Origin of the sequence: Mycobacterium sp. DL (genome assembly GCF_039729195.1) — a bacterium.
GTDB classification, from domain to species: Bacteria; Actinomycetota; Actinomycetes; order Mycobacteriales; family Mycobacteriaceae; genus Mycobacterium; species Mycobacterium hippocampi_A.
This window is the reverse complement of record NZ_CP155796.1, coordinates 3,353,812-3,371,380: the sequence shown is the minus strand read 5'-3', so window position 1 is coordinate 3,371,380 and position 17,569 is coordinate 3,353,812. Positions and strand designations below refer to the sequence as shown.

Below are 17,569 nucleotides of genomic sequence, written 5' to 3'. Positions count from 1 at the left end.
CTCAACGTGGCGCGCCGGCCGTTGCGCGGCGCAGGGTCTGTGAATCCCCGGTGATGACCGCCAGGATCGTGCGCCACGAATCGGACGGGCGGTTGAGCATGCCGGTGTGTGCTTCCCAGCCCGACACCGGCCGCCCATCGTCGTAATGTCCAGTGCGCAAAGGGATCACACTGTCGACGCGGTCCGGATCCGCTCCGTGCGGACCGCCGGGGATGCCCTGCACGAGCTCGATGAAATCCCCGGGTGGGGTCATCGAGAACCTCAGCACGTGAGGATTTCGGTTGTGCCAGTCGTCGGGGTCGTCGACGCCGACGCCGGCGCCCGCAGCAGCCAGGAACAGCGTGCGGTCCGACGTCAGGCCGAGCGACTCGGCAGTCCCCACGATCGAGCCGCCGTAGGAATGCCCGATCACCGTCACGGGGACGCCGTCGGGCACCACACGTTCGACGTCCTCGGTGAACGCCACCAGTCGGGGCGCCATGTCGAGGGCATAGCGCGGATCGGCGGCGTTGAGAAGTACGCCTGCGGGATCACGAACCTGCGGGAAAGGTCCACCGAGATAGGTGATCACGGCGACCTCGCCTCCGGTGCCTGAGACGAATCTGCGGGCGGTGGCGGTGTTGGCCGCCGATGCCTCGATCGTGGTGTTCACTCCGGGAACCAGCACTGCAACGCTGTGTGCCGCCGCAAGATCACCGTTGAGTTCGACCAGCGACGCGCGGTGCGGGTCGAACGCGAGGATCTGACGCCGGATCCGGCCACCGGCCCCGGCCGGGTCGTCGATCTCACCGAGCAGGCTGCGGTAGACCATGATCCGGCGCTGGGACGCCGCGTCGTGTCCGGACTCGGCGACGATCGCCTCGGCGATGTTGATCCGGTTGGCGGCGACCCTCATGGCCCAGGGAACGCCGTCGGTATTGCCTACCTGCCGGGGGAACGCGGTGGTCAGGTGCGCGCGCTGCACCGGCGTCATCGCGGCGATCTGTGCGGCGATCCGGTCCTGGCTCATCGAGGGCCAACCGTCGACCACTTCGGCGGCCTGCACCGGCCACGCTCCGGCGGGAACCGTCGCTGCGGGCGGCGTCGCGCGGTGCCCGCCGAATGCGTCGGCGATGTCGCTCGCGGCGTCGGCATCGGCCGTGCTCAGCCGGTCGAGCGCCCCGGTGAGCCGCGCGCTCAGTTCCGCGGCACGGGCTTGCATCAACTCGTCGGCCACCGCCTCGCTCCCGCCGGCGAGGTGCACGAGCAGCGTCGACGGATCCGAGCCGACCGTGACCGTCCCGTCGTCGGCGACGGAGTAGCCGTCGGCGCGGGCTTCGCCGGTCCAGCCCAGCACCTCGGAGCGCGCCGCCGCCAGTTGGTCGGCGCCGTCGCGGGCGGCCACCGCCGCGGTCACCAGGCGGCGCGCCGCCGCGGTCGAACCGGCGGCGATGTGCTGGGCGTGCCGGCGCGCGGCGTCACCGGCGGCCCCGGTCCAGAACTCGCGGCTGCCCTCGATGGCAGCAGTGACACCGTCGACATGGTCGGACAGTCGGCGGGCGACGCTGTCCCAGGCATCGGCGAGCCGAAGTAGGGCTTCAGGTCGCCACGCCTCGGCCTGCGAGACGGTGGGCCGGGTCACCTGAGCGGAAACCGATCACCGTTGGCGGCGTCGGCGCGTTCGAACGCGTCAGCCGATGCCCGTGCGGCGGTGGCCCATTGGTGAAGGTTCTCCGCGACGCCATCGATCTCGCCGGCGATCGGGGCGGCTTCGACACTCGTGCGCACCGACGATCCGGGCAGCCCGTCGAGGTCCCAGCGCGCGCCGCGGATTTCGGCGACCTCATCGGCGGCGGCGGAGATGCGGCCCGCCAGGTGCCGCAATCGGTCGAGGTCGATGTGTGTGCTTTCCCCCATGGCTCATGCTGGCAGATTCGGCCTGACGCCTGCTGTGGTTATCCACAGGCACCGCGGCGCGCTGGGCGTGGTCAGGCCACCGTCGCGCCGAGCAGCAAGTAGTCTCGATGAGGTGCAGCGACGAATCATGGGGATCGAGACCGAATTCGGCGTGACCTGCACGTTCCATGGCCACCGCCGGCTCAGTCCCGACGAAGTCGCCCGCTATCTGTTCCGGCGGGTCGTGTCCTGGGGCCGTAGCAGCAACGTCTTCCTCCGTAACGGTGCGCGTCTGTACCTCGACGTGGGCAGCCACCCCGAGTACGCGACCGCCGAATGTGACAGCCTCATCCAGTTGGTGACCCACGACCGCGCGGGCGAACGGGTGCTCGAAGACCTGTTGATCGACGCCGAGCAGCGCCTCGCCGACGAAGGTATCGGCGGTGACATCTACCTGTTCAAGAACAACACCGACTCTGCGGGCAACTCGTACGGCTGCCACGAGAACTATCTGATCGTGCGCGCCGGGGAGTTCTCGCGTATCTCCGATGTGCTGCTCCCATTCCTGGTCACCCGCCAGCTCATCTGCGGCGCGGGAAAGGTGCTGCAGACCCCGAAGGCGGCGACGTTCTGCCTGTCCCAGCGGGCCGAGCACATCTGGGAGGGCGTGTCGAGCGCGACCACCCGCTCGCGGCCGATCATCAACACCCGCGACGAGCCGCACGCCGACGCCGAGAAGTACCGGCGCCTGCACGTCATCGTCGGCGACTCCAACATGAGCGAGTCCACCACGATGCTCAAGGTGGGGTCGGCGTCTCTGGTGCTGGAGATGATCGAGGCCGGCGTCGCGTTCCGTGACTTCTCGCTGGACAACCCGATCCGCGCGATCCGCGAGGTCAGCCACGATCTGACAGGACGGCGTCCGGTGCGGTTGGCCGGGGGCCGGCAGGCCAGCGCGCTGGACATCCAGCGTGAGTACTACTCCCGCGCGGTCGACTACCTGCAGACCCGGGAGGCGAACGCGCAGATCTCCCAGGTCGTCGAGCTGTGGGGTCGGCAACTCGACGCGGTGGAGAGCCAGGACTTCGCCAAGGTCGACACCGAGATCGACTGGGTGATCAAGCGCAAGCTGTTCCAGCGTTATCAGGACCGCTACAACATGGAGCTGTCCGACCCGAAGATCAGCCAGCTCGACTTGGCCTACCACGACATCAAGCGTGGTCGCGGCGTGTTCGACCTGCTGCAGCGCAAGGGCCTGGCGGCGCGGATCACCACCGACGAGGAGATCGACGCTGCGGTGAACACACCGCCGCAGACCACCAGGGCCAAGCTGCGCGGCGAGTTCATCAGCGCCGCGCAGGAAGCCGGCCGCGACTTCACCGTCGACTGGGTGCACCTCAAGCTCAACGATCAGGCGCAGCGGACCGTGTTGTGCAAGGACCCGTTCCGGTCGGTCGACGAACGGGTGAAGCGGCTCATCGCCAGCATGTGATCAGCCGGTGGTGCCCGCGCGGTGCACCGACACCGCGTAGTCGCCACCGGTGAACGGCTCGCGGTCCCAGGTGGCCCAACGGTCCACCAGCGTCAGGCCCGCGGCCGCGGTCAGTTCGTCGTAGCGATCCACCGTCAGCCGGCCGGTACGCAGCTGGAAACCTGCGACCAGGAGCCCGTCGGGCGCCAGCAGGGCCGCGAGCTCGTCGACCACCCGACCTTCGGTTCCCCGTTCGACGAAGATCATCACGTTGCCCGGCAGCGCCACCATGTCGAACGTCCCGTCCAGGTGCGAACCGGCATCGGCGAGGTCGGCCTCGATCCAGGTCAGCTCAGGTGCCTTGGCGCGGGCGGTGTCCAGCATCGTCGGGTCCAGATCGAGCCCGACCACCGAGAAACCGCGGGCGGCCAGTTCGATCGCGACCCTGCCCGTCCCGCATCCGGCATCGAGTACCCGGTTGCCGCCGGACTCGCGGAGCAGGGATTCGATGAGGTCGGCCTCGCCGTGGACGCCGGCACCGGACTCGGCGAGGCGTTTCCAGCGGGCGTCGTAGTCCTGCCCGCGGGGCACGTCGGACTGCTGCCATCGACTACTCATCGCGCGATCCTGTCAGACGCACGGGCATCGGCCGTCGGATGGGATGCCCGACGCACCCTAAGCTCTATCCCGTGGGGATCTCCAAAGTCGAACGGCTGATGAACCTTGTCATCGCGCTGCTGTCCACGCGGGCGTTCATCACCGCCGACCGGATACGCGAAACCGTCTACGGATACTCCGGTGACGCCAGCGACGAGGCGTTCTCGCGGATGTTCGAGCGCGACAAGAACGAACTGCGTGATCTCGGCATCCCGCTGGAGACCGGGCGGGTGTCGCAGACCGACCCGACCGAGGGCTACCGCATCAGCCGCGAGGCCTACGCGCTGCCCGCCGTGGAGCTGACCGCCGACGAAGCGGCCGCGGTGGCGGTGGCGACACAGCTGTGGGAATCGCCGGAACTCATCACCGCGACGCAGGGTGCGCTGCTGAAGCTGCGGGCGGCCGGAGTCGACGTGTACGCGCCCGATGGCGACGTCACGATCACCTCCACCGCCGCGCTCCCCGGGCTGCGGGGCTCCGAGGAGGTCCTCGGAATCCTGTTGTCCGCCATCGACTCCGGCCATGTGGTGCAGTTTCCGCACCGCTCGTCGCGCACCGAGCCGTACGCCACCCGCACGGTGGAGCCCTGGGGCGTGGTCACCGACAGAGGTCGCTGGTACCTGGTCGGCCACGATCGTGATCGTGGCGCCGTTCGCACCTTCCGGCTCTCGCGGATCGGTGCGGAGGTGACGCCGATCGGTGAGCCGGGCGCGGTGAGCAGGCCGCCCGGACTGAACCTGCGCGAGATCGTGGACCGGGTCGTCGGTGACTGGCCGACGGCCGGGCAGGCCAAGGTCTGGGTCGCCGAGGGCCGGGCCACCGCGTTGCGCCGGCGGGCCACCGTGGTGGGGTCGTACACCCTGGGCGGTCGCGCAGGGGAGGAGATCACCCTCGACATCGACATGTTCGACCGGGCGGCACGCGAGATCGCCAGCTACGGAGCCGATGCGGTGGCGTTGGAGCCGCCCTCGCTGCGTGAGGAGGTCGTGGCGCGGTTGCAGGCGCAGGCGGCGGTGGGCAGCGAGGCTCGCGCGTGACCGGCGAGCGAGTAGCGAAGGCGGATCGCGCATGACCGCAGTCAGTACGCGGCTGGTGCGGCTGCTGAACATGGTTCCGTACTTCCAGGCGAACCCGAGAATCACCTACGCCGAGGCGGCGATCGACCTCGGCGTCAGCGTCGACCAACTCCGCGACGACCTCAACCAGCTGTGGATGTGCGGTCTGCCCGGGTACGGGCCCGGCGACCTGATCGACTTCGAGTTCTCAGGTGACACCATCGAGGTCACGTTCACCGCGGGCATGGACCATCCGCTCCGGTTGACCTCGCCGGAGGCCACCGGGGTGCTGGTCGCGTTGCGTGCGCTGCTGGACGTGCCGGGAATGGTGGATCCCGAAGCGGCGCGCAGCGCGATCGCCAAGATCGAATCCGCGGCCGGCCAGGTCGGTCACGGTGTCGAAGGCGGCGCGGTCGACGAACCCGCACCGGCCGAGAGTGAGGCCGCCGCGGCGGTGCGGACCGCGGTGCGCGCCGATCAGGCGCTGGCGATCGACTACTACTCGGCATCGCACGACGAGCTGTCCAGTCGGGTGGTGGACCCGATACGTGTCGTCCTGATCGCCGATCACAGTTATCTCGAGGCGTGGTGCCGCTCGGCCGAGGGCGTTCGACTGTTCCGGCTCGATCGGATCGTCGATGCCAGGGTGCTCGACGAGCCGTCGGCGCCGCCGCCCCCCGCAGTGCAGGCCGGCCCGGACACCTCACTCTTCGACCCGGACACCGCGGACCCGAGCCTGCCCACGGCGACACTTCTTGTCGAACCGTCGGCGGCGTGGATGTTCGACTACTACCCGCTGCGGGTGGTGCGGGAGTTCCCCGACGGTTCGTGCGAAGCGACGATGACCTACGCCTCCGATCAGTGGATGGCCCGCTTCATCCTGGGATTCGGCTCGGCGGTGCGGGTGCGCGAGCCCCAGCAGCTCGTCGAGCGCGTCCGCAAGTCCGCCGTCGCTGCGCTCGAGGCCTATCGGGTCGGTACCGAGTCCTCGGGCGGGTAGACTCGGCGCAGACGTCTGGAGGTAACCAAATTGGGTGGTCTACAACCGTGGCACTGGGTCATCGTCATCGCAGTGTTCGTGCTGCTCTTCGGTGCGAAGAAGCTCCCCGACGCGGCGCGATCCCTGGGTAAATCGATGCGCATCTTCAAGTCCGAGATCAAGGAGATGCAGGCCGACTCCAAGACGGAGACGCCGACGCAGATCTCCTCGGAGCGGGTCGTCGACCCGGCCGACGCGCCCACCACACAGGCGGCCACCGAGCCGTCGTCGGACAAGCGCCCGGCCTGACCAGTCATCTCGGTTCGCGGGCACGACGCCCGCGACCTGACCTTGCGCCTGTGAGAAGCACTTAGGCAACCTCCGTGCAGATACCTGGCTTACTCAAGAAACTCGACCCCCGTCGGCGACGTTCACAGGCCAATCCCGACGGCACGATGTCGTTGACCGAACATCTCACCGAACTGCGCGGCCGGCTGCTCATGGCAGCGTTCGCGGTGGTGCTGACCACGATCCTCGGATTCCTCTGGTACACCCACGGCGTGTTCGGGATGCCGAGCCTCGGCGACTGGCTGCGTGGTCCCTACTGCGCGCTACCGGAGTCCGCGCGGGCCACCATCGCCCCCGACGGTCAGTGCCGACTGCTCGCCACCGGGCCTTTCGACCAGTTCATGCTCAGGCTGAAGGTGGCGCTGACGGCGGGTCTGGTGATGGCCTGCCCGGTGTGGCTGTACCACCTGTGGGCGTTCATCACCCCGGGTCTCTATCGCAACGAGCGCCGGTTCGGCGCGGTGTTCGTCGTGATCGGCGCAGCACTGTTCATCGCGGGCGCGATCCTGGCTTACGTGGTGCTGTCGACGGCCTTGGACTTCCTGCTGACCGTCGGCAGCGACGTCCAGGTGACGGCGCTGTCCGGCGATCAGTACTTCGGCTTCCTGATCAACCTGCTCCTGGTCTTCGGCATCAGTTTCGAGTTCCCGTTGCTGATCGTGATGCTCAACCTGGTGGGAGTGCTCCCCTACGAGAAGCTCAAGGCGTGGCGCCGGGGATTGATCATGGCGCTGTTCATCTTCGCGGCGTTCTTCACCCCCGGTTCGGACCCGTTCTCGATGCTGGCGCTGGCGTTGGCGTTGACCCTGCTGCTGGAATTGGCCATCCAGATCTCGCGGTTCAACGACATCCGCAAGGCGCGACGCGCCCGCCTGACCGAGGTGGCCGACGACGAAGCGGCGCCGATCGGTGCCGCCGAGAGAATCGAAGCACCGTCGGCTGTGCCCGCACCGTCACGGCTCGTGGTCGATGACGACGCCACCTGAGGCGCCGGGCCCGGCCCTCGACGACGTCACCGCATTCGCCTCGCAGCTTCCGTTCACCATGGACGGTTTCCAGCGTCGCGCCTGTGATGCGCTGGCACAGGGTCACGGGGTCCTGGTGTGTGCGCCGACCGGAGCGGGCAAGACGGTAGTCGGTGAGTTCGCCGTGCACCTGGCGCTGGCCGCAGGCCGAAAGTGCTTCTACACCACCCCTATCAAGGCGCTGAGCAACCAGAAGCACAACGACCTGGTGCGCCGCTACGGACCTGAACGCATCGGTCTGCTCACCGGTGACCAGGCCATCAACGGTGACGCCGACGTCGTGGTCATGACCACCGAAGTGCTGCGCAACATGCTGTACGCGGATTCACCCGCGCTGCACGGCTTGTCGCATGTCGTGATGGACGAAGTGCACTTCCTGGCCGACCGGATGCGCGGGGCGGTCTGGGAAGAGGTGATCCTGCACCTGTCCGACGACGTCCGACTGGTGAGCCTGTCCGCGACCGTGAGCAACGCCGAAGAGTTCGGCGGCTGGATCCAGACCGTGCGCGGCGACACCACCGTCGTGGTCGACGAGCACCGCCCTGTGCCGCTGTGGCAGCACGTGCTGGTCGGCAAGCGCCTGCTCGATCTGTTCGACTACCGCGCGTCCGGCCCGGCCAAACCGGGACGCGACCTGCTGGTCGACCCGGAGTTGCTGCGCCACATCACACATCGGCGCGAAGCCGACCGGCTGGCCGATTGGCAACCGCGGGGCCGGAACCGCTCCGGTCGGCCGAGCCTGTTTCGCACGCCCGGTCGACCCGACGTGATCAGCGTGCTCGAGCATGCCGGCCTGCTGCCGGCCATCACGTTCATCTTCTCGCGGGCGGGATGTGACGCCGCGGTCAAGCAGTGCCTGCGATCGTCGCTGCGACTGACCACCGACGAGGAGCGGCGCCGGATCGCCGAGATCGTGGACCGCCGCACCGCCGACCTCAACGACTCCGATCTGATCGTGCTGGACTTCCACGAGTGGCGCGAGGGGCTGCTGCGCGGTCTTGCCGCGCACCACGCAGGCATGTTGCCGACCTTCCGCCACACCGTGGAGGAGTTGTTCACCGCCGGTCTGGTCAAGGCCGTATTCGCCACCGAGACACTGGCTCTGGGAATCAACATGCCCGCCCGTACGGTGGTGCTGGAGCGGCTGGTCAAATTCAACGGCGAGCAGCACATGCCGTTGACCGCGGGGGAGTACACCCAGCTGACCGGCCGTGCGGGGCGACGCGGCATCGACGTCGAGGGCCACGCGGTGGTGCTGTGGAATCCTGATGTCGACCCTGCCGAGGTCGCGGGCCTGGCCTCTACCCGGACTTTCCCGCTGCGCAGTTCGTTCGCCCCGACCTACAACATGACGATCAACCTGGTGCACCAGATGGGCCCCGAGCAGGCGCACCGGCTTCTGGAGAGCTCCTTCGCGCAGTACCAGGCCGATCGGTCGGTGGTCGGACTGGTGCGCGGGGTCGAGCGCGGCGAGCGGCTCCTGACGGAGTTGGCAGCCGAACTCGGCGGGCGGGACGCCGCGATCCTCGACTACGTCCGGTTGCGCGCCCAGATCGCCGAGCGGGAACGCGCGCAGTCGCGGGCGTCGCGGCTGCAACGCCGCCAGGCGAACAACGACGCGCTGGCCGCGCTGCGCCGGGGCGACATCATCACACTGACCCACGGTCGGCACAGTGGCCTGGCCGTCGTGCTCGAACCCGCACGTGACGACGACGATCCGCGACCGTTGGTGCTGTCCGAACACCGTTGGGCGGGCCGTATCTCGTCGGCGGACTATTCCGGTGGGGCCGCCCCGTTGGGCACGATGACTCTGCCGAAGAGGGTCGAGCATCGCAACCCCAAGGCGCGGCGCGACCTGGCGTCGGCGTTGCGGTCGGCGGCCGCGGGCCGCGATGTCCCCTCGGCACGTGGGCGCAGGAGCGGCCCGCCCCCCGAGCACGACATCGACCCGGAACTGGCCGCCCTGCGCAGCCGGATGCGGGCCCATCGTGCCCACCACCTGCCCGACAGGGAGGACAGAGCCCGGGTCGCCGAGCGCTACCTCAAGATCGAGCGCGACAACGATCAACTCCGGAAGAAGATCGCCGCGGCGACGAATTCGTTGGCACTGACCTTCGATCGGATCGTGGTGCTGCTGACCGAGCGCGGATTCATCGCCGTCGACGGAGTCGACCAATCCACCGCCGTCGACGGAGTCGACCAATCCACCGCCGTCGACGACACGCCGGAATCCGACGGGAGTTCTGCGCACCCCGTGGTGACCGACGACGGCAGGCTGCTGGCACGTATCTACAGCGAAAGCGATCTGCTGGTCGCCGAGTGCCTGCGCGCCGGCGTGTGGGAGGGGTTGGACGCGGCCGAACTCGCTGCGGCGTTGTCGTCGGTGCTCTACGAATCGCGGCGCGACGGGTACGGCGCCGGGGACGGCTCGGATGTTCCGACCGGCCGGTTGCGTCGCGCGCTGAATCAGACCCGCAGACTGTGGACCGAGTTGCGGGCCGACGAGCAGCGGCATCGGATCACCCAGAGCCGCGAACCCGACGACGGTTTCGTCGCCGCGATCCACCGATGGGCGAGTACCGGAGACCTGGCGTCGGCGCTGGCCGTCGCCGGGTCCGCAGCATCGTCCAACAGCGGATCCTCGATGTCTGCAGGCGATTTCGTGAGATGGTGCCGTCAGGTGCTCGACCTTGCCGACCAGGTACGTAACGCCGCTCCGTCGCCCGCATTGCGTGCGACCGCGAAACGCACAATCAGCGACGTTCGGCGCGGCGTTGTAGCTGTTGATGCGGGGTAGGGTGTGGCAGCAGGCCAGAAACCGGCACATCAGCCGCGGACGACCAAGGAGAGAAATGAGCGGACCGCAGGGATCTGACCCGTCGCAGTCGTGGCAGGGACAGCAGCCCGGACAGGGCGGAGACCAGCCGGCGGCCGAATCGACCGGGAACCAGGGATGGCAGCCACCCTCCGGGGCAGAGCAGCCGCAGGCCCCCGGCGGCGGCGAGCAGCCGGCGTGGCAGCCGCCCGCCTACACGCCGCAGCAGTACCCGCAGTATCAGCAGCCCACCCAGCCGCCGACGTATTCGCCGCAGCAGTATCCCCAGGGTGAGCAGTACGGCCAGCAGCCGACCGAATACACCCCCGCCGGCTACCCGCCGCCGGGTCAGTACGGACAGCCCGGCCAGGGCTACGGCCAGCAGTACGGCCAGCCGCCGGGTTACGGCCAGCAGCCAGGCCAGCCCGGTCAGTACGGCCAGCAGCCGGGGCAGTACGGGCAGTACCCGCCCGGCGGTTATCCGGCACCCGCCCCGGAAGAGGGTTCGAAGCGCTCGATGGCCGTCATCGGCGGCGTCGTCGGCCTGCTCGCCGCGGTCATCGTTGCCGTGGTGCTGGTGCTCGGGTTCTGGAAGCCGGGCTTCTTCGTCACCACGAAACTCGACATCGCCGCAGCCCAGAGCGGGGTTCAGCAGATCCTCACCGACGACACCAACGGTTACGGCGCCGACAACGTCAGCGACGTCCAGTGCAACGACGGGGTTTCTCCCACGGTCCGCCAAGGTGAGACGTTCGACTGCGAGGTCAGCATCGACGGCACCAAGCGCCAGGTGACGGTGACGTTCCAGGACAACGACGGAACCTACGAGGTCGGGCGGCCGAGGTAGCGGCTCACCCGGGGAGGTCGTCGAGGGCCTTCTGCAACCGCCCGATCGACGACGACACGCCGTAGCGCTGCGCCAGTTCGGCGACCTTCTTCGGCTGAACTGCGGCCAGCGGCAGCGTGTCGGTCTCGGTGGACATCGTCACCTCGGCGTCGGTGGCGACCCTTACGACCGGTTCAGCGTTGACGATGTAGTCCGCCGCAGCCAGCAGTTTGGCGCGGTGTGCCTTGGACAGCCTGGAGGCCGGGTCCCGGCTGGCGATCAGGATCTGTTCCAGTGATCCGTGCTGGGCCAGAAGTGTTGCCGCGGTCTTCTCTCCGACACCCGCCACGCCGGGGAGGCCGTCGGAGGGGTCTCCGCGCAGCAGCGCCAGTTCGGCGTAGGCCGACCCGGCCCGCTCGAGCGGCACCCCGTAGGTTTCGGCGACCTCGACAGGGCCGTACTTCGTGGCCTTGGCCAGTCCGCGGCCGAGGTAGAGCACCCGTACCGGCACCGGTTCGTCGCGCACCACCTGAAGCAGGTCACGGTCCCCGCTGACGACCACCACCGGATCGTGACGCTCCCGGTCGGCCAGTGTGCCCAGCACATCGTCGGCTTCGGCCTCCGGAGCCCCCGCCGTGGCGATCCCGAACGCGTCGAGGATCTCCATGATCATGTCGACCTGCGGGGTCAGCTCATCGGGCACCTCCTCGATGTCAGGGTCGTCTCCCGGGTGCTGCTCGGCGACACGGTGCAACTTGTACGACGGGACCAGGTCGACGCGCCACTGCGGACGCCAGTCGTCGTCACGGCACACCACCAGTCGGTGAGGTCGTTCGCGGGTGATCAGCGTGGCCACGGCGTCCAGGAAGCCCCGCAGTGCGTTGACCGGCCGTCCGTCGGGTGCGGTGATCGACGAGGGAACCCCGAAGTACGACCGGAACCACATGCTGGCACCGTCGAGGAGGAGCACGGGCGCATTGCTCATGCGGTCATCCTGCCAGGCGCCACTCCTGCCCGGCCCCCGCAACTGCGCCGGGATTAGCCTGAACACCATGACGGGACATCGTTTCAGCACCGAGGTGTACGCCGGGAGACTGGCCGCCGCAGCCCGCGCCGCCGCCGATGCCGGGCTCGCGGGCCTGATCATCACCCCCGGCTACGATCTTCGCTATCTCGTCGGGGCGCGGGCCCAGACCTTCGAACGGCTGACCGCGCTGGTGCTGCCCGCAGACGGTGACCCGACGATCGTGCTGCCACGTCTGGAGCTCGCGTCGCTCAAGGAGTCCGCCGTGCTCGAACTCGGTGTCTCCGTGCGCGACTGGGTGGACGGTGAGGATCCGTACGCGATGGTGGCGCAGGCTCTGGGCGGACCTGACAGCGGACGTCTCGCCGTCGCGGTCACCGACTCGATGCCCGCCCTGCACCTGTTGCCGCTCGCGGAGGTCCTGGGCGTGGTTCCGGTGCTGGCCACCGACGTGCTGCGCACGCTGCGCATGGTCAAGGATCCCGCCGAGGTCGACGCGCTTCGCAAGGCGGGCGAGGCGATCGACAGGGTGCATGCGCGGGTGCCGGAGCTGCTGGTTCCGGGGCGCACCGAAGCCGACGTCGCCGCCGACATCGCCGAAGCCATTGTGGCCGAGGGACATTCAGAGGTCGCCTTCATCATCGTCGGGTCGGGCCCACACGGCGCGGATCCGCACCATGAGTGCTCGGATCGGGTACTGCAGGCGGGCGACATCGTCGTCGTCGACATCGGCGGCCCCTACGAACCCGGCTACAACTCCGACTCCACCCGCACCTACAGCCTCGGCGAGCCTGCGCCGGACATCGCCCGCCGCTACGCCGTGCTGCAGCGGGCGCAGCGTGCCGCGGTCGATTCGGTGCGGCCCGGCGTCACCGCCGAGCAGGTTGATGCAGCCGCGCGCGACGTGCTCGCGGCAGAGGGGCTCGCAGAGGCGTTTGTGCACCGGACCGGACATGGCATCGGCCTGTCGGTGCACGAGGAGCCCTACATCGTTGCCGGTAACTCCCTGCCCCTGCAGGAGGGGATGGCGTTCTCGGTGGAACCGGGCATCTACTTCCCCGGGCAGTGGGGTGCGCGCATCGAGGACATCGTCATCGTCACCTCCGACGGGGCGCTGTCGGTGAACAACCGTCCTCACGACCTCGTCGTGGTGCCGGTCGGCTGACCGGGTCAGTCCTCGCCGCGGTCCAGCAGACTCGACGACCCCAGCACCCGCTCGACGCGCACCTCGATGACCACCCGTCTCGGGTTGGGGCGCGGGGTGCGGTAGCGCTGCGCGTAGCGCAGTTCGGCGTCGCGGACGGCCTCGATGTCGGTGTGAACCGTGGCCTTTCCCTCCAGCGACAGCCACCGGGCGCCGTCGACCTGGCTGAGCACCGCTACACCACGCTGGTCGGCGTTGACCGCCTTCTGCGAACCCCCGGTGGTGATCACCCGGGCGAGGTGGGTCTTGGGATCGAAGGTGAACCCGACCGCCACCACGTGAGGGGATTGGTCTGACCGCAGCGTCGTCAGCATGGCCAGGTGGCGTTCGGTCAGGAACGCCAATGCGTCGTTGGTCAGTCGGGTCGTTGTCTTCGCCATCGGTGACCACGCTAGCGCAGGACATAATCACTGACGTGGAGGACACGAACGGCGGGAGCCGTCGATCAGACGCAGTCGCAGGGCCGGTTGTCGTCTTCGGCGGGCGCAGCGAGATCGGGATGGAATTGGCGCAGCGGTTGGCGCCGGGCTCCACGGTGGTGCTGGCGGCGCGCCGACCCGATGATCTGCGGGCGCAGATCGCCGTGCTGGAGCACGCCGGCGCCGCTGCGGTGTACCCGGTGCACTTCGATGCCGACGACCTGGGGTCGCACCGCGACATCGTCGACCGCATCGTCGCCGAGCACGGCAGCATCGGCACCGCGGTGCTGGCATTCGGCATCCTCGGTGATCAGGCGCGCGCAGAGAAGGACCCCGGGCATGCGGCAGCGATCGCACACACGGACTATGTGGCCCAGGTCAGTCTGCTGACGGTGCTGGCCGACACGATGCGTTCGGCGGGTACCGGCACGCTGGTGGTGTTCTCGTCGGTGGCGGGCGTTCGGGTGCGTCGGGCGAACTACGTGTACGGGTCGGCCAAAGCCGGCCTGGACGGATTCTGCAGCGGCCTCGCCGACGCGCTTCACGGTTCGGGTGTGCGACTGCTGCTGGTCCGGCCCGGATTTGTGATCGGACGGATGACCGACGGCATGAGCCCCGCGCCGTTGTCGACCACGCCGGGCGAAGTGGCCGACGCCACCGTGCGGGCACTGCGCAAGGGCAGTGGGGTGGTATGGATTCCTGCCCCACTGGCGTTGTTGGCGTTCGCATTTCGCATCATGCCGCGGGCCGTGTGGCGCAGGTTGCCGCGATGAGCGCTCGCGCGAAGAGCAGAGGGCAGCGATGATCGTCGTGGTGGGCGTCGGCGCCGACGGGATGGCCGGGCTGGGGCAGACCTCGCGCGCCGAACTGGCCAGGGCGACCGTCGTCTGGGGTTCGCAGCGCCAACTCGATCTGCTCGACGAGAACGTGTCCGCGGTCAGGCGGCCGTGGCCGTCGCCGATGCTGCCCGCGCTGCGCACGCTGCTCGACGACACCGACGCCGATGTGCACGTGGTGGCCAGCGGGGACCCGCTGCTGCACGGAGTCGGCAGCTCGCTGCTGCGGCTCTACGGATCGGATCGGGTTGCGGTGCTGCCGCATGTGTCGTCGGTGACGCTGGCCTGTTCGCGGGTCGGCTGGGCGGTGCAGGACACCGAGATCATCAGCCTGGTGAGTGAGGACCCGTTCAGCGCTGTGCGGCGCGGCGGACAGGCGATCGTGTTGTCCCGTGACCGTTCGAGTCCGTCGGCTCTGGCCCGGCTGCTGACCGATACGGGCCGCGGCGACTCCGAATTGACCGTGCTCGAACAACTCGGGGGACCGAGGGAACTGCGCCGGTCGTCGACCGCGCGGGAGTGGGCGGGCCGGCCGCCCGGTGACGTGGACGATCTCAACGTGATGGCCGTGCGGTACCTCCCCGACGACCGCCGGGGGGGCACGCTGCCCGATGCGGCGTTCGCACACGACGGGCAGATCACCAAACAGGCCATGCGGGCGGTCACCCTGGCGGCGCTTGCTCCGCGCCCGGGTGAACATCTGTGGGATGTCGGGTCCGGGTCGGGAAGCGTTGCGATCGAGTGGTGCCGCAGCGGAACTGACTGCCGCGCTACCGCATTCGAACGCGACGAGGACCGTCGCGCGCGGATCGTGCAGAATGCGATCGCCTTCGGCGTGCATGTCGAGGTCACGTTCGACGCACCGGAGTCGTTCGACTCCGCGCCGCCACCCGCGGCGATCTTCGTCGGCGGCGGTGTCAGCCAACCCGGCCTGATGGAGGCGTGCTGGGACAAGCTCCCCGCCGGCGGTCGGCTGGTCGTCAACGCGGTGACTGTGGAGTCAGAAGCTGTTGTCGCGCAATGGTACTCACGTCACGGCGGGGAGCTCAGGAAGTACCAGCACTATCGTGGCGAACCGGTCGGGTCGTTCACCGGCTGGCGGGCTGCGATGCCGGTGACCCAGTGGGTTGCGGTCAAGCCGACGGGTAGGACCTGACCAGATCGATTGCCTCGAGGTCGCGGATGGCGCGACATCCGCGGTGCAGCATTGTCAGGATCATCTCGTCGCCGCGTTCGGTGGATGCGGCGAACGCGTACCCCAGGGTGGTGAGCAACGGCGCTTGCAGGACGCCGAGGCGGTAGTCTTTCCAACAGGTTTCGGCGTCGTAATCGGTGACACCGTAGCCGAGGAGTGTCTTGTGGTAGCGCTCGACCAGGTCGCGCTCGACCGTCGGGCGGATCTCGGGCAGCAGGCTCGTCGCGGTGAAGTACGCCAGATCGCGGGTCGGCAGACCGAGGCCCACGGTCTGCCAGTCGACGACGGTGACGCGGGTGCGATCCGGATCGAAGAGCAGGTTGTCGAGGCGGTAGTCGCCGTGCATCAGCGAGAAGCGGTCCGGTTCGGCGAGCAACCACGGTGTCACCAGGCTCATCGCCGCGGTCAGGGTGTCGCGATCCTCGTCGCTGACCGATCCGCCCAGTTTATCGAGGGTGATGTCGGCGGCCATGACCGCTACATCGCCCATTCCCTTGGCGGCCTCCGCGTCACCCGGCTTGGGCATGACGATCGACGGCAGGTCGAACCAGCGCCGGTCGCCCCAGCTGGGCCCGTGCAATCCGGCGAGTGCCTCCACGGCCAGTGCCGCCTCGTCGGGGCTGCATCCGGCGATCTGATCTCCCTGGACGGCGGGAGCCAGATCGGCCAGCAGCAACACGAAATCGGTTCCGTCAGAGGAGATCTCGCTGTGGAAGCAGCCTGGCACGGGAATGGCCACGTTGTCGGTGATCGCGGAGTAGAACTCCACCTCGGAGAGGTAGCCGAGGGCCACCCGCTCGCGGACCGCGTCGTCCTGGGCGGGCAGTTTGACGGCGAAGCTCGACGGGGCGGTCTCCTGCCCGGACGGGTAGGTCGGGGTCACCCGGTAGGTGGCGCCGGTCTGTCCGGTGCCGATGGCCGCGACATCGACGTCGCTGACGTCGGTGCCGAGCACCGAGGCGAGCCATGCCGGGGTGATGTCTGCCGGATTGCGGGGGATCGTCACGATGTCGCCCTTTTCTCGTCGGAAGTCCGGTCCTGCCGCGCCACATCGACGCTGCCGTAGATCGTGCGCAGCCAGATCGCCTCTGCGCCTTCACTGAGCTGTTGGCGGTTCAGCGTGCCGCCGATGGTGTAGCGCTCGAGCAGTCGGTCGTTGAATTCCAGCAGCATGCCGGCGAGCACCTCTGTCGGTGGGCCGTCGGGTGCGCGCCCGCTGTCGCGTTCGGCGGCGATCATGGCCGCCACGCCGGGTACGAAGGACTCCCGCGCGTCATCCCAGACCTGGCGGATGGCGGGGTTGGCCGCCCTGGCGTCGAGCATCGCCTCGAGAAGGTAGCGATGGTGCTCGACGGTGTCGAGCAGGGCCTCGACCATCGCGCGGATCCGCCAGTGCGGCGGGTCGGCGGTGCTGGTCAGGATGTCGCTGGCGATGAACCCGTCGTCGTACATCGGTTCCAGCAGCGCTGCCACGGCCGCTGCCTTGTTCTCGAAGTAGAAGTAGAAGGCCGACCGCGTGACTCCGGCACGCTTGGTGACGTCGGCGATGTTGATGCCGTCGAAACCCGTTTCGCGCAGGTGGTGATCCAGCGATTCGAGGATTGCGCTGCGCCGCAGATCGCTCTTCTGCGGTTGGCGCCGGTCGGTCGCGGACCGCACCGGTAGTCCTCGCTGCACGCAGCGCCTTCCGTTCGAGAGCGGGTGACGCGCGACATTAACCTGCAGATCTGACGACTGTCAACGAAGTGCGACAGGTGTCAACGCAGTGTGGTACCGGCGACCCCGAGACCCACCTGGAGAACTACCCTGCCGGCGCCCGCCATCTTGCCGTCGGTCACTG

At 68.7% G+C, this 17,569-nt stretch carries 17 protein-coding genes; 10 read left to right on the top strand and 7 right to left on the bottom strand.

Translation table 11 applies throughout. The features are described from left to right. Position 1: 1 nt before the first annotated feature. Positions 2–1,621, bottom strand: coding sequence for an alpha/beta hydrolase (locus ABDC78_RS16060; RefSeq protein ID WP_178360146.1), 1,620 nt, complete (start codon positions 1,619–1,621; stop codon positions 2–4). Next, on the bottom strand, positions 1,618–1,896 hold the full coding sequence (locus ABDC78_RS16055; protein WP_178360147.1) for a hypothetical protein: 279 nt from the start codon (positions 1,894–1,896) through the stop codon (positions 1,618–1,620). The genes ABDC78_RS16060 and ABDC78_RS16055 overlap by 4 nt, the downstream gene beginning before the upstream one ends. A 112-nt stretch (positions 1,897–2,008) precedes the next feature. Between ABDC78_RS16055 and pafA the strand changes: the two genes are divergently transcribed. Then, on the top strand, positions 2,009–3,367 hold the full coding sequence (gene pafA, locus ABDC78_RS16050) for a Pup--protein ligase (protein WP_178360148.1): 1,359 nt from the start codon (positions 2,009–2,011) through the stop codon (positions 3,365–3,367). On the opposite strand, the gene ABDC78_RS16045 is transcribed toward pafA, so the two are convergent. Next, a complete protein-coding gene (locus ABDC78_RS16045; protein ID WP_178360149.1) occupies positions 3,368–3,964 on the bottom strand; it encodes a class I SAM-dependent methyltransferase in 597 nt (198 codons plus the stop codon). 71 nt (positions 3,965–4,035) lie between these two features. Between ABDC78_RS16045 and ABDC78_RS16040 the strand changes: the two genes are divergently transcribed. The 6 genes from ABDC78_RS16040 (at position 4,036) to ABDC78_RS16015 (ending at position 11,072) form a co-directional block, all read left to right on the top strand. Next, on the top strand, positions 4,036–5,040 hold the full coding sequence (locus ABDC78_RS16040) for a YafY family protein (RefSeq protein ID WP_178360150.1): 1,005 nt from the start codon (positions 4,036–4,038) through the stop codon (positions 5,038–5,040). A gap of 31 nt (positions 5,041–5,071) precedes the next feature. Further along, positions 5,072–6,058 (top strand): YafY family protein, encoded by a 987-nt coding sequence (locus ABDC78_RS16035; protein ID WP_178360151.1) that lies wholly within the window; start codon positions 5,072–5,074, stop codon positions 6,056–6,058. Positions 6,059–6,088: 30 nt separating this feature from the next. Beyond that, positions 6,089–6,346, top strand: coding sequence for a Sec-independent protein translocase subunit TatA (tatA, locus tag ABDC78_RS16030; RefSeq protein ID WP_178360152.1), 258 nt, complete (start codon positions 6,089–6,091; stop codon positions 6,344–6,346). Positions 6,347–6,420: 74 nt separating this feature from the next. Then, positions 6,421–7,371, top strand: a complete 951-nt coding sequence (gene tatC, locus ABDC78_RS16025) for a twin-arginine translocase subunit TatC (RefSeq protein WP_178360153.1) — start codon at positions 6,421–6,423, stop codon at positions 7,369–7,371. Next, positions 7,355–10,207: an RNA helicase gene (locus tag ABDC78_RS16020; protein WP_178360154.1), complete on the top strand. Its 2,853-nt coding sequence runs from the start codon at positions 7,355–7,357 to the stop codon at positions 10,205–10,207. The genes tatC and ABDC78_RS16020 overlap by 17 nt, the downstream gene beginning before the upstream one ends. Positions 10,208–10,262: 55 nt before the next feature. Further along, positions 10,263–11,072 carry a DUF4333 domain-containing protein gene (locus ABDC78_RS16015; RefSeq protein WP_178360155.1) on the top strand — a complete coding sequence of 270 codons (810 nt, stop codon included), beginning with the start codon at positions 10,263–10,265 and terminating at the stop codon, positions 11,070–11,072. Between the two features lie 4 nt (positions 11,073–11,076). Here the strand turns inward: ABDC78_RS16015 and ABDC78_RS16010 are convergent, their stop codons facing one another. Then, positions 11,077–12,036, bottom strand: a complete 960-nt coding sequence (locus tag ABDC78_RS16010) for a 5'-3' exonuclease (RefSeq protein WP_178360156.1) — start codon at positions 12,034–12,036, stop codon at positions 11,077–11,079. A gap of 67 nt (positions 12,037–12,103) precedes the next feature. On the opposite strand from ABDC78_RS16010, the gene ABDC78_RS16005 reads away from it, so the two are divergent. Next, the gene (locus ABDC78_RS16005) at positions 12,104–13,240 is read left to right on the top strand and encodes a Xaa-Pro peptidase family protein (protein ID WP_178360157.1); all 1,137 of its coding nucleotides are present in this window, start codon (positions 12,104–12,106) and stop codon (positions 13,238–13,240) included. 5 nt (positions 13,241–13,245) lie between these two features. On the opposite strand, the gene ABDC78_RS16000 is transcribed toward ABDC78_RS16005, so the two are convergent. After that, positions 13,246–13,659, bottom strand: coding sequence for a F420-dependent biliverdin reductase (locus ABDC78_RS16000; protein WP_178360158.1), 414 nt, complete (start codon positions 13,657–13,659; stop codon positions 13,246–13,248). 119 nt (positions 13,660–13,778) lie between these two features. On the opposite strand from ABDC78_RS16000, the gene ABDC78_RS15995 reads away from it, so the two are divergent. Continuing rightward, entirely contained in the window at positions 13,779–14,471 is a 693-nt protein-coding gene (locus tag ABDC78_RS15995; RefSeq protein ID WP_347133513.1) for an SDR family NAD(P)-dependent oxidoreductase, read from the top strand. A 28-nt stretch (positions 14,472–14,499) separates the two neighbouring features. Beyond that, complete coding sequence (gene cbiE, locus ABDC78_RS15990) at positions 14,500–15,690, top strand: precorrin-6y C5,15-methyltransferase (decarboxylating) subunit CbiE (RefSeq protein ID WP_178360160.1); 1,191 nt, start codon at positions 14,500–14,502, stop codon at positions 15,688–15,690. Here the strand turns inward: cbiE and ABDC78_RS15985 are convergent. Beyond that, positions 15,668–16,735, bottom strand: a complete 1,068-nt coding sequence (locus ABDC78_RS15985) for an aminoglycoside phosphotransferase family protein (protein WP_178360161.1) — start codon at positions 16,733–16,735, stop codon at positions 15,668–15,670. The two genes, cbiE and ABDC78_RS15985, sit on opposite strands and share 23 nt — an antisense overlap. Then, a complete protein-coding gene (locus ABDC78_RS15980) occupies positions 16,732–17,388 on the bottom strand; it encodes a TetR/AcrR family transcriptional regulator (protein WP_178360162.1) in 657 nt (218 codons plus the stop codon). Before ABDC78_RS15980 ends, ABDC78_RS15985 begins: the two co-directional genes overlap by 4 nt. Positions 17,389–17,569 lie beyond the last annotated feature (181 nt).

Excerpts from the sequence above, each read along its gene's own strand:
- ABDC78_RS15995 (WP_347133513.1), top strand. The coding sequence starts at position 13,779 with ATGGAATTGGCGCAGCGGTTGGCGCCGGGCTCCACGGTGGTGCTGGCG.
- cbiE (WP_178360160.1), top strand. The coding sequence starts at position 14,500 with ATGATCGTCGTGGTGGGCGTCGGCGCCGACGGGATGGCCGGGCTGGGG.
- ABDC78_RS16020 (WP_178360154.1), top strand. The coding sequence starts at position 7,355 with ATGACGACGCCACCTGAGGCGCCGGGCCCGGCCCTCGACGACGTCACC.
- ABDC78_RS16035 (WP_178360151.1), top strand. The coding sequence starts at position 5,072 with ATGACCGCAGTCAGTACGCGGCTGGTGCGGCTGCTGAACATGGTTCCG.
- ABDC78_RS16005 (WP_178360157.1), top strand. The coding sequence starts at position 12,104 with ATGACGGGACATCGTTTCAGCACCGAGGTGTACGCCGGGAGACTGGCC.
- ABDC78_RS16045 (WP_178360149.1), bottom strand. The coding sequence starts at position 3,964 with ATGAGTAGTCGATGGCAGCAGTCCGACGTGCCCCGCGGGCAGGACTAC.
- ABDC78_RS16000 (WP_178360158.1), bottom strand. The coding sequence starts at position 13,659 with ATGGCGAAGACAACGACCCGACTGACCAACGACGCATTGGCGTTCCTG.
- ABDC78_RS16055 (WP_178360147.1), bottom strand. The coding sequence starts at position 1,896 with ATGGGGGAAAGCACACACATCGACCTCGACCGATTGCGGCACCTGGCG.
- ABDC78_RS16015 (WP_178360155.1), top strand. The coding sequence starts at position 10,263 with ATGAGCGGACCGCAGGGATCTGACCCGTCGCAGTCGTGGCAGGGACAG.
- ABDC78_RS16010 (WP_178360156.1), bottom strand. The coding sequence starts at position 12,036 with ATGAGCAATGCGCCCGTGCTCCTCCTCGACGGTGCCAGCATGTGGTTC.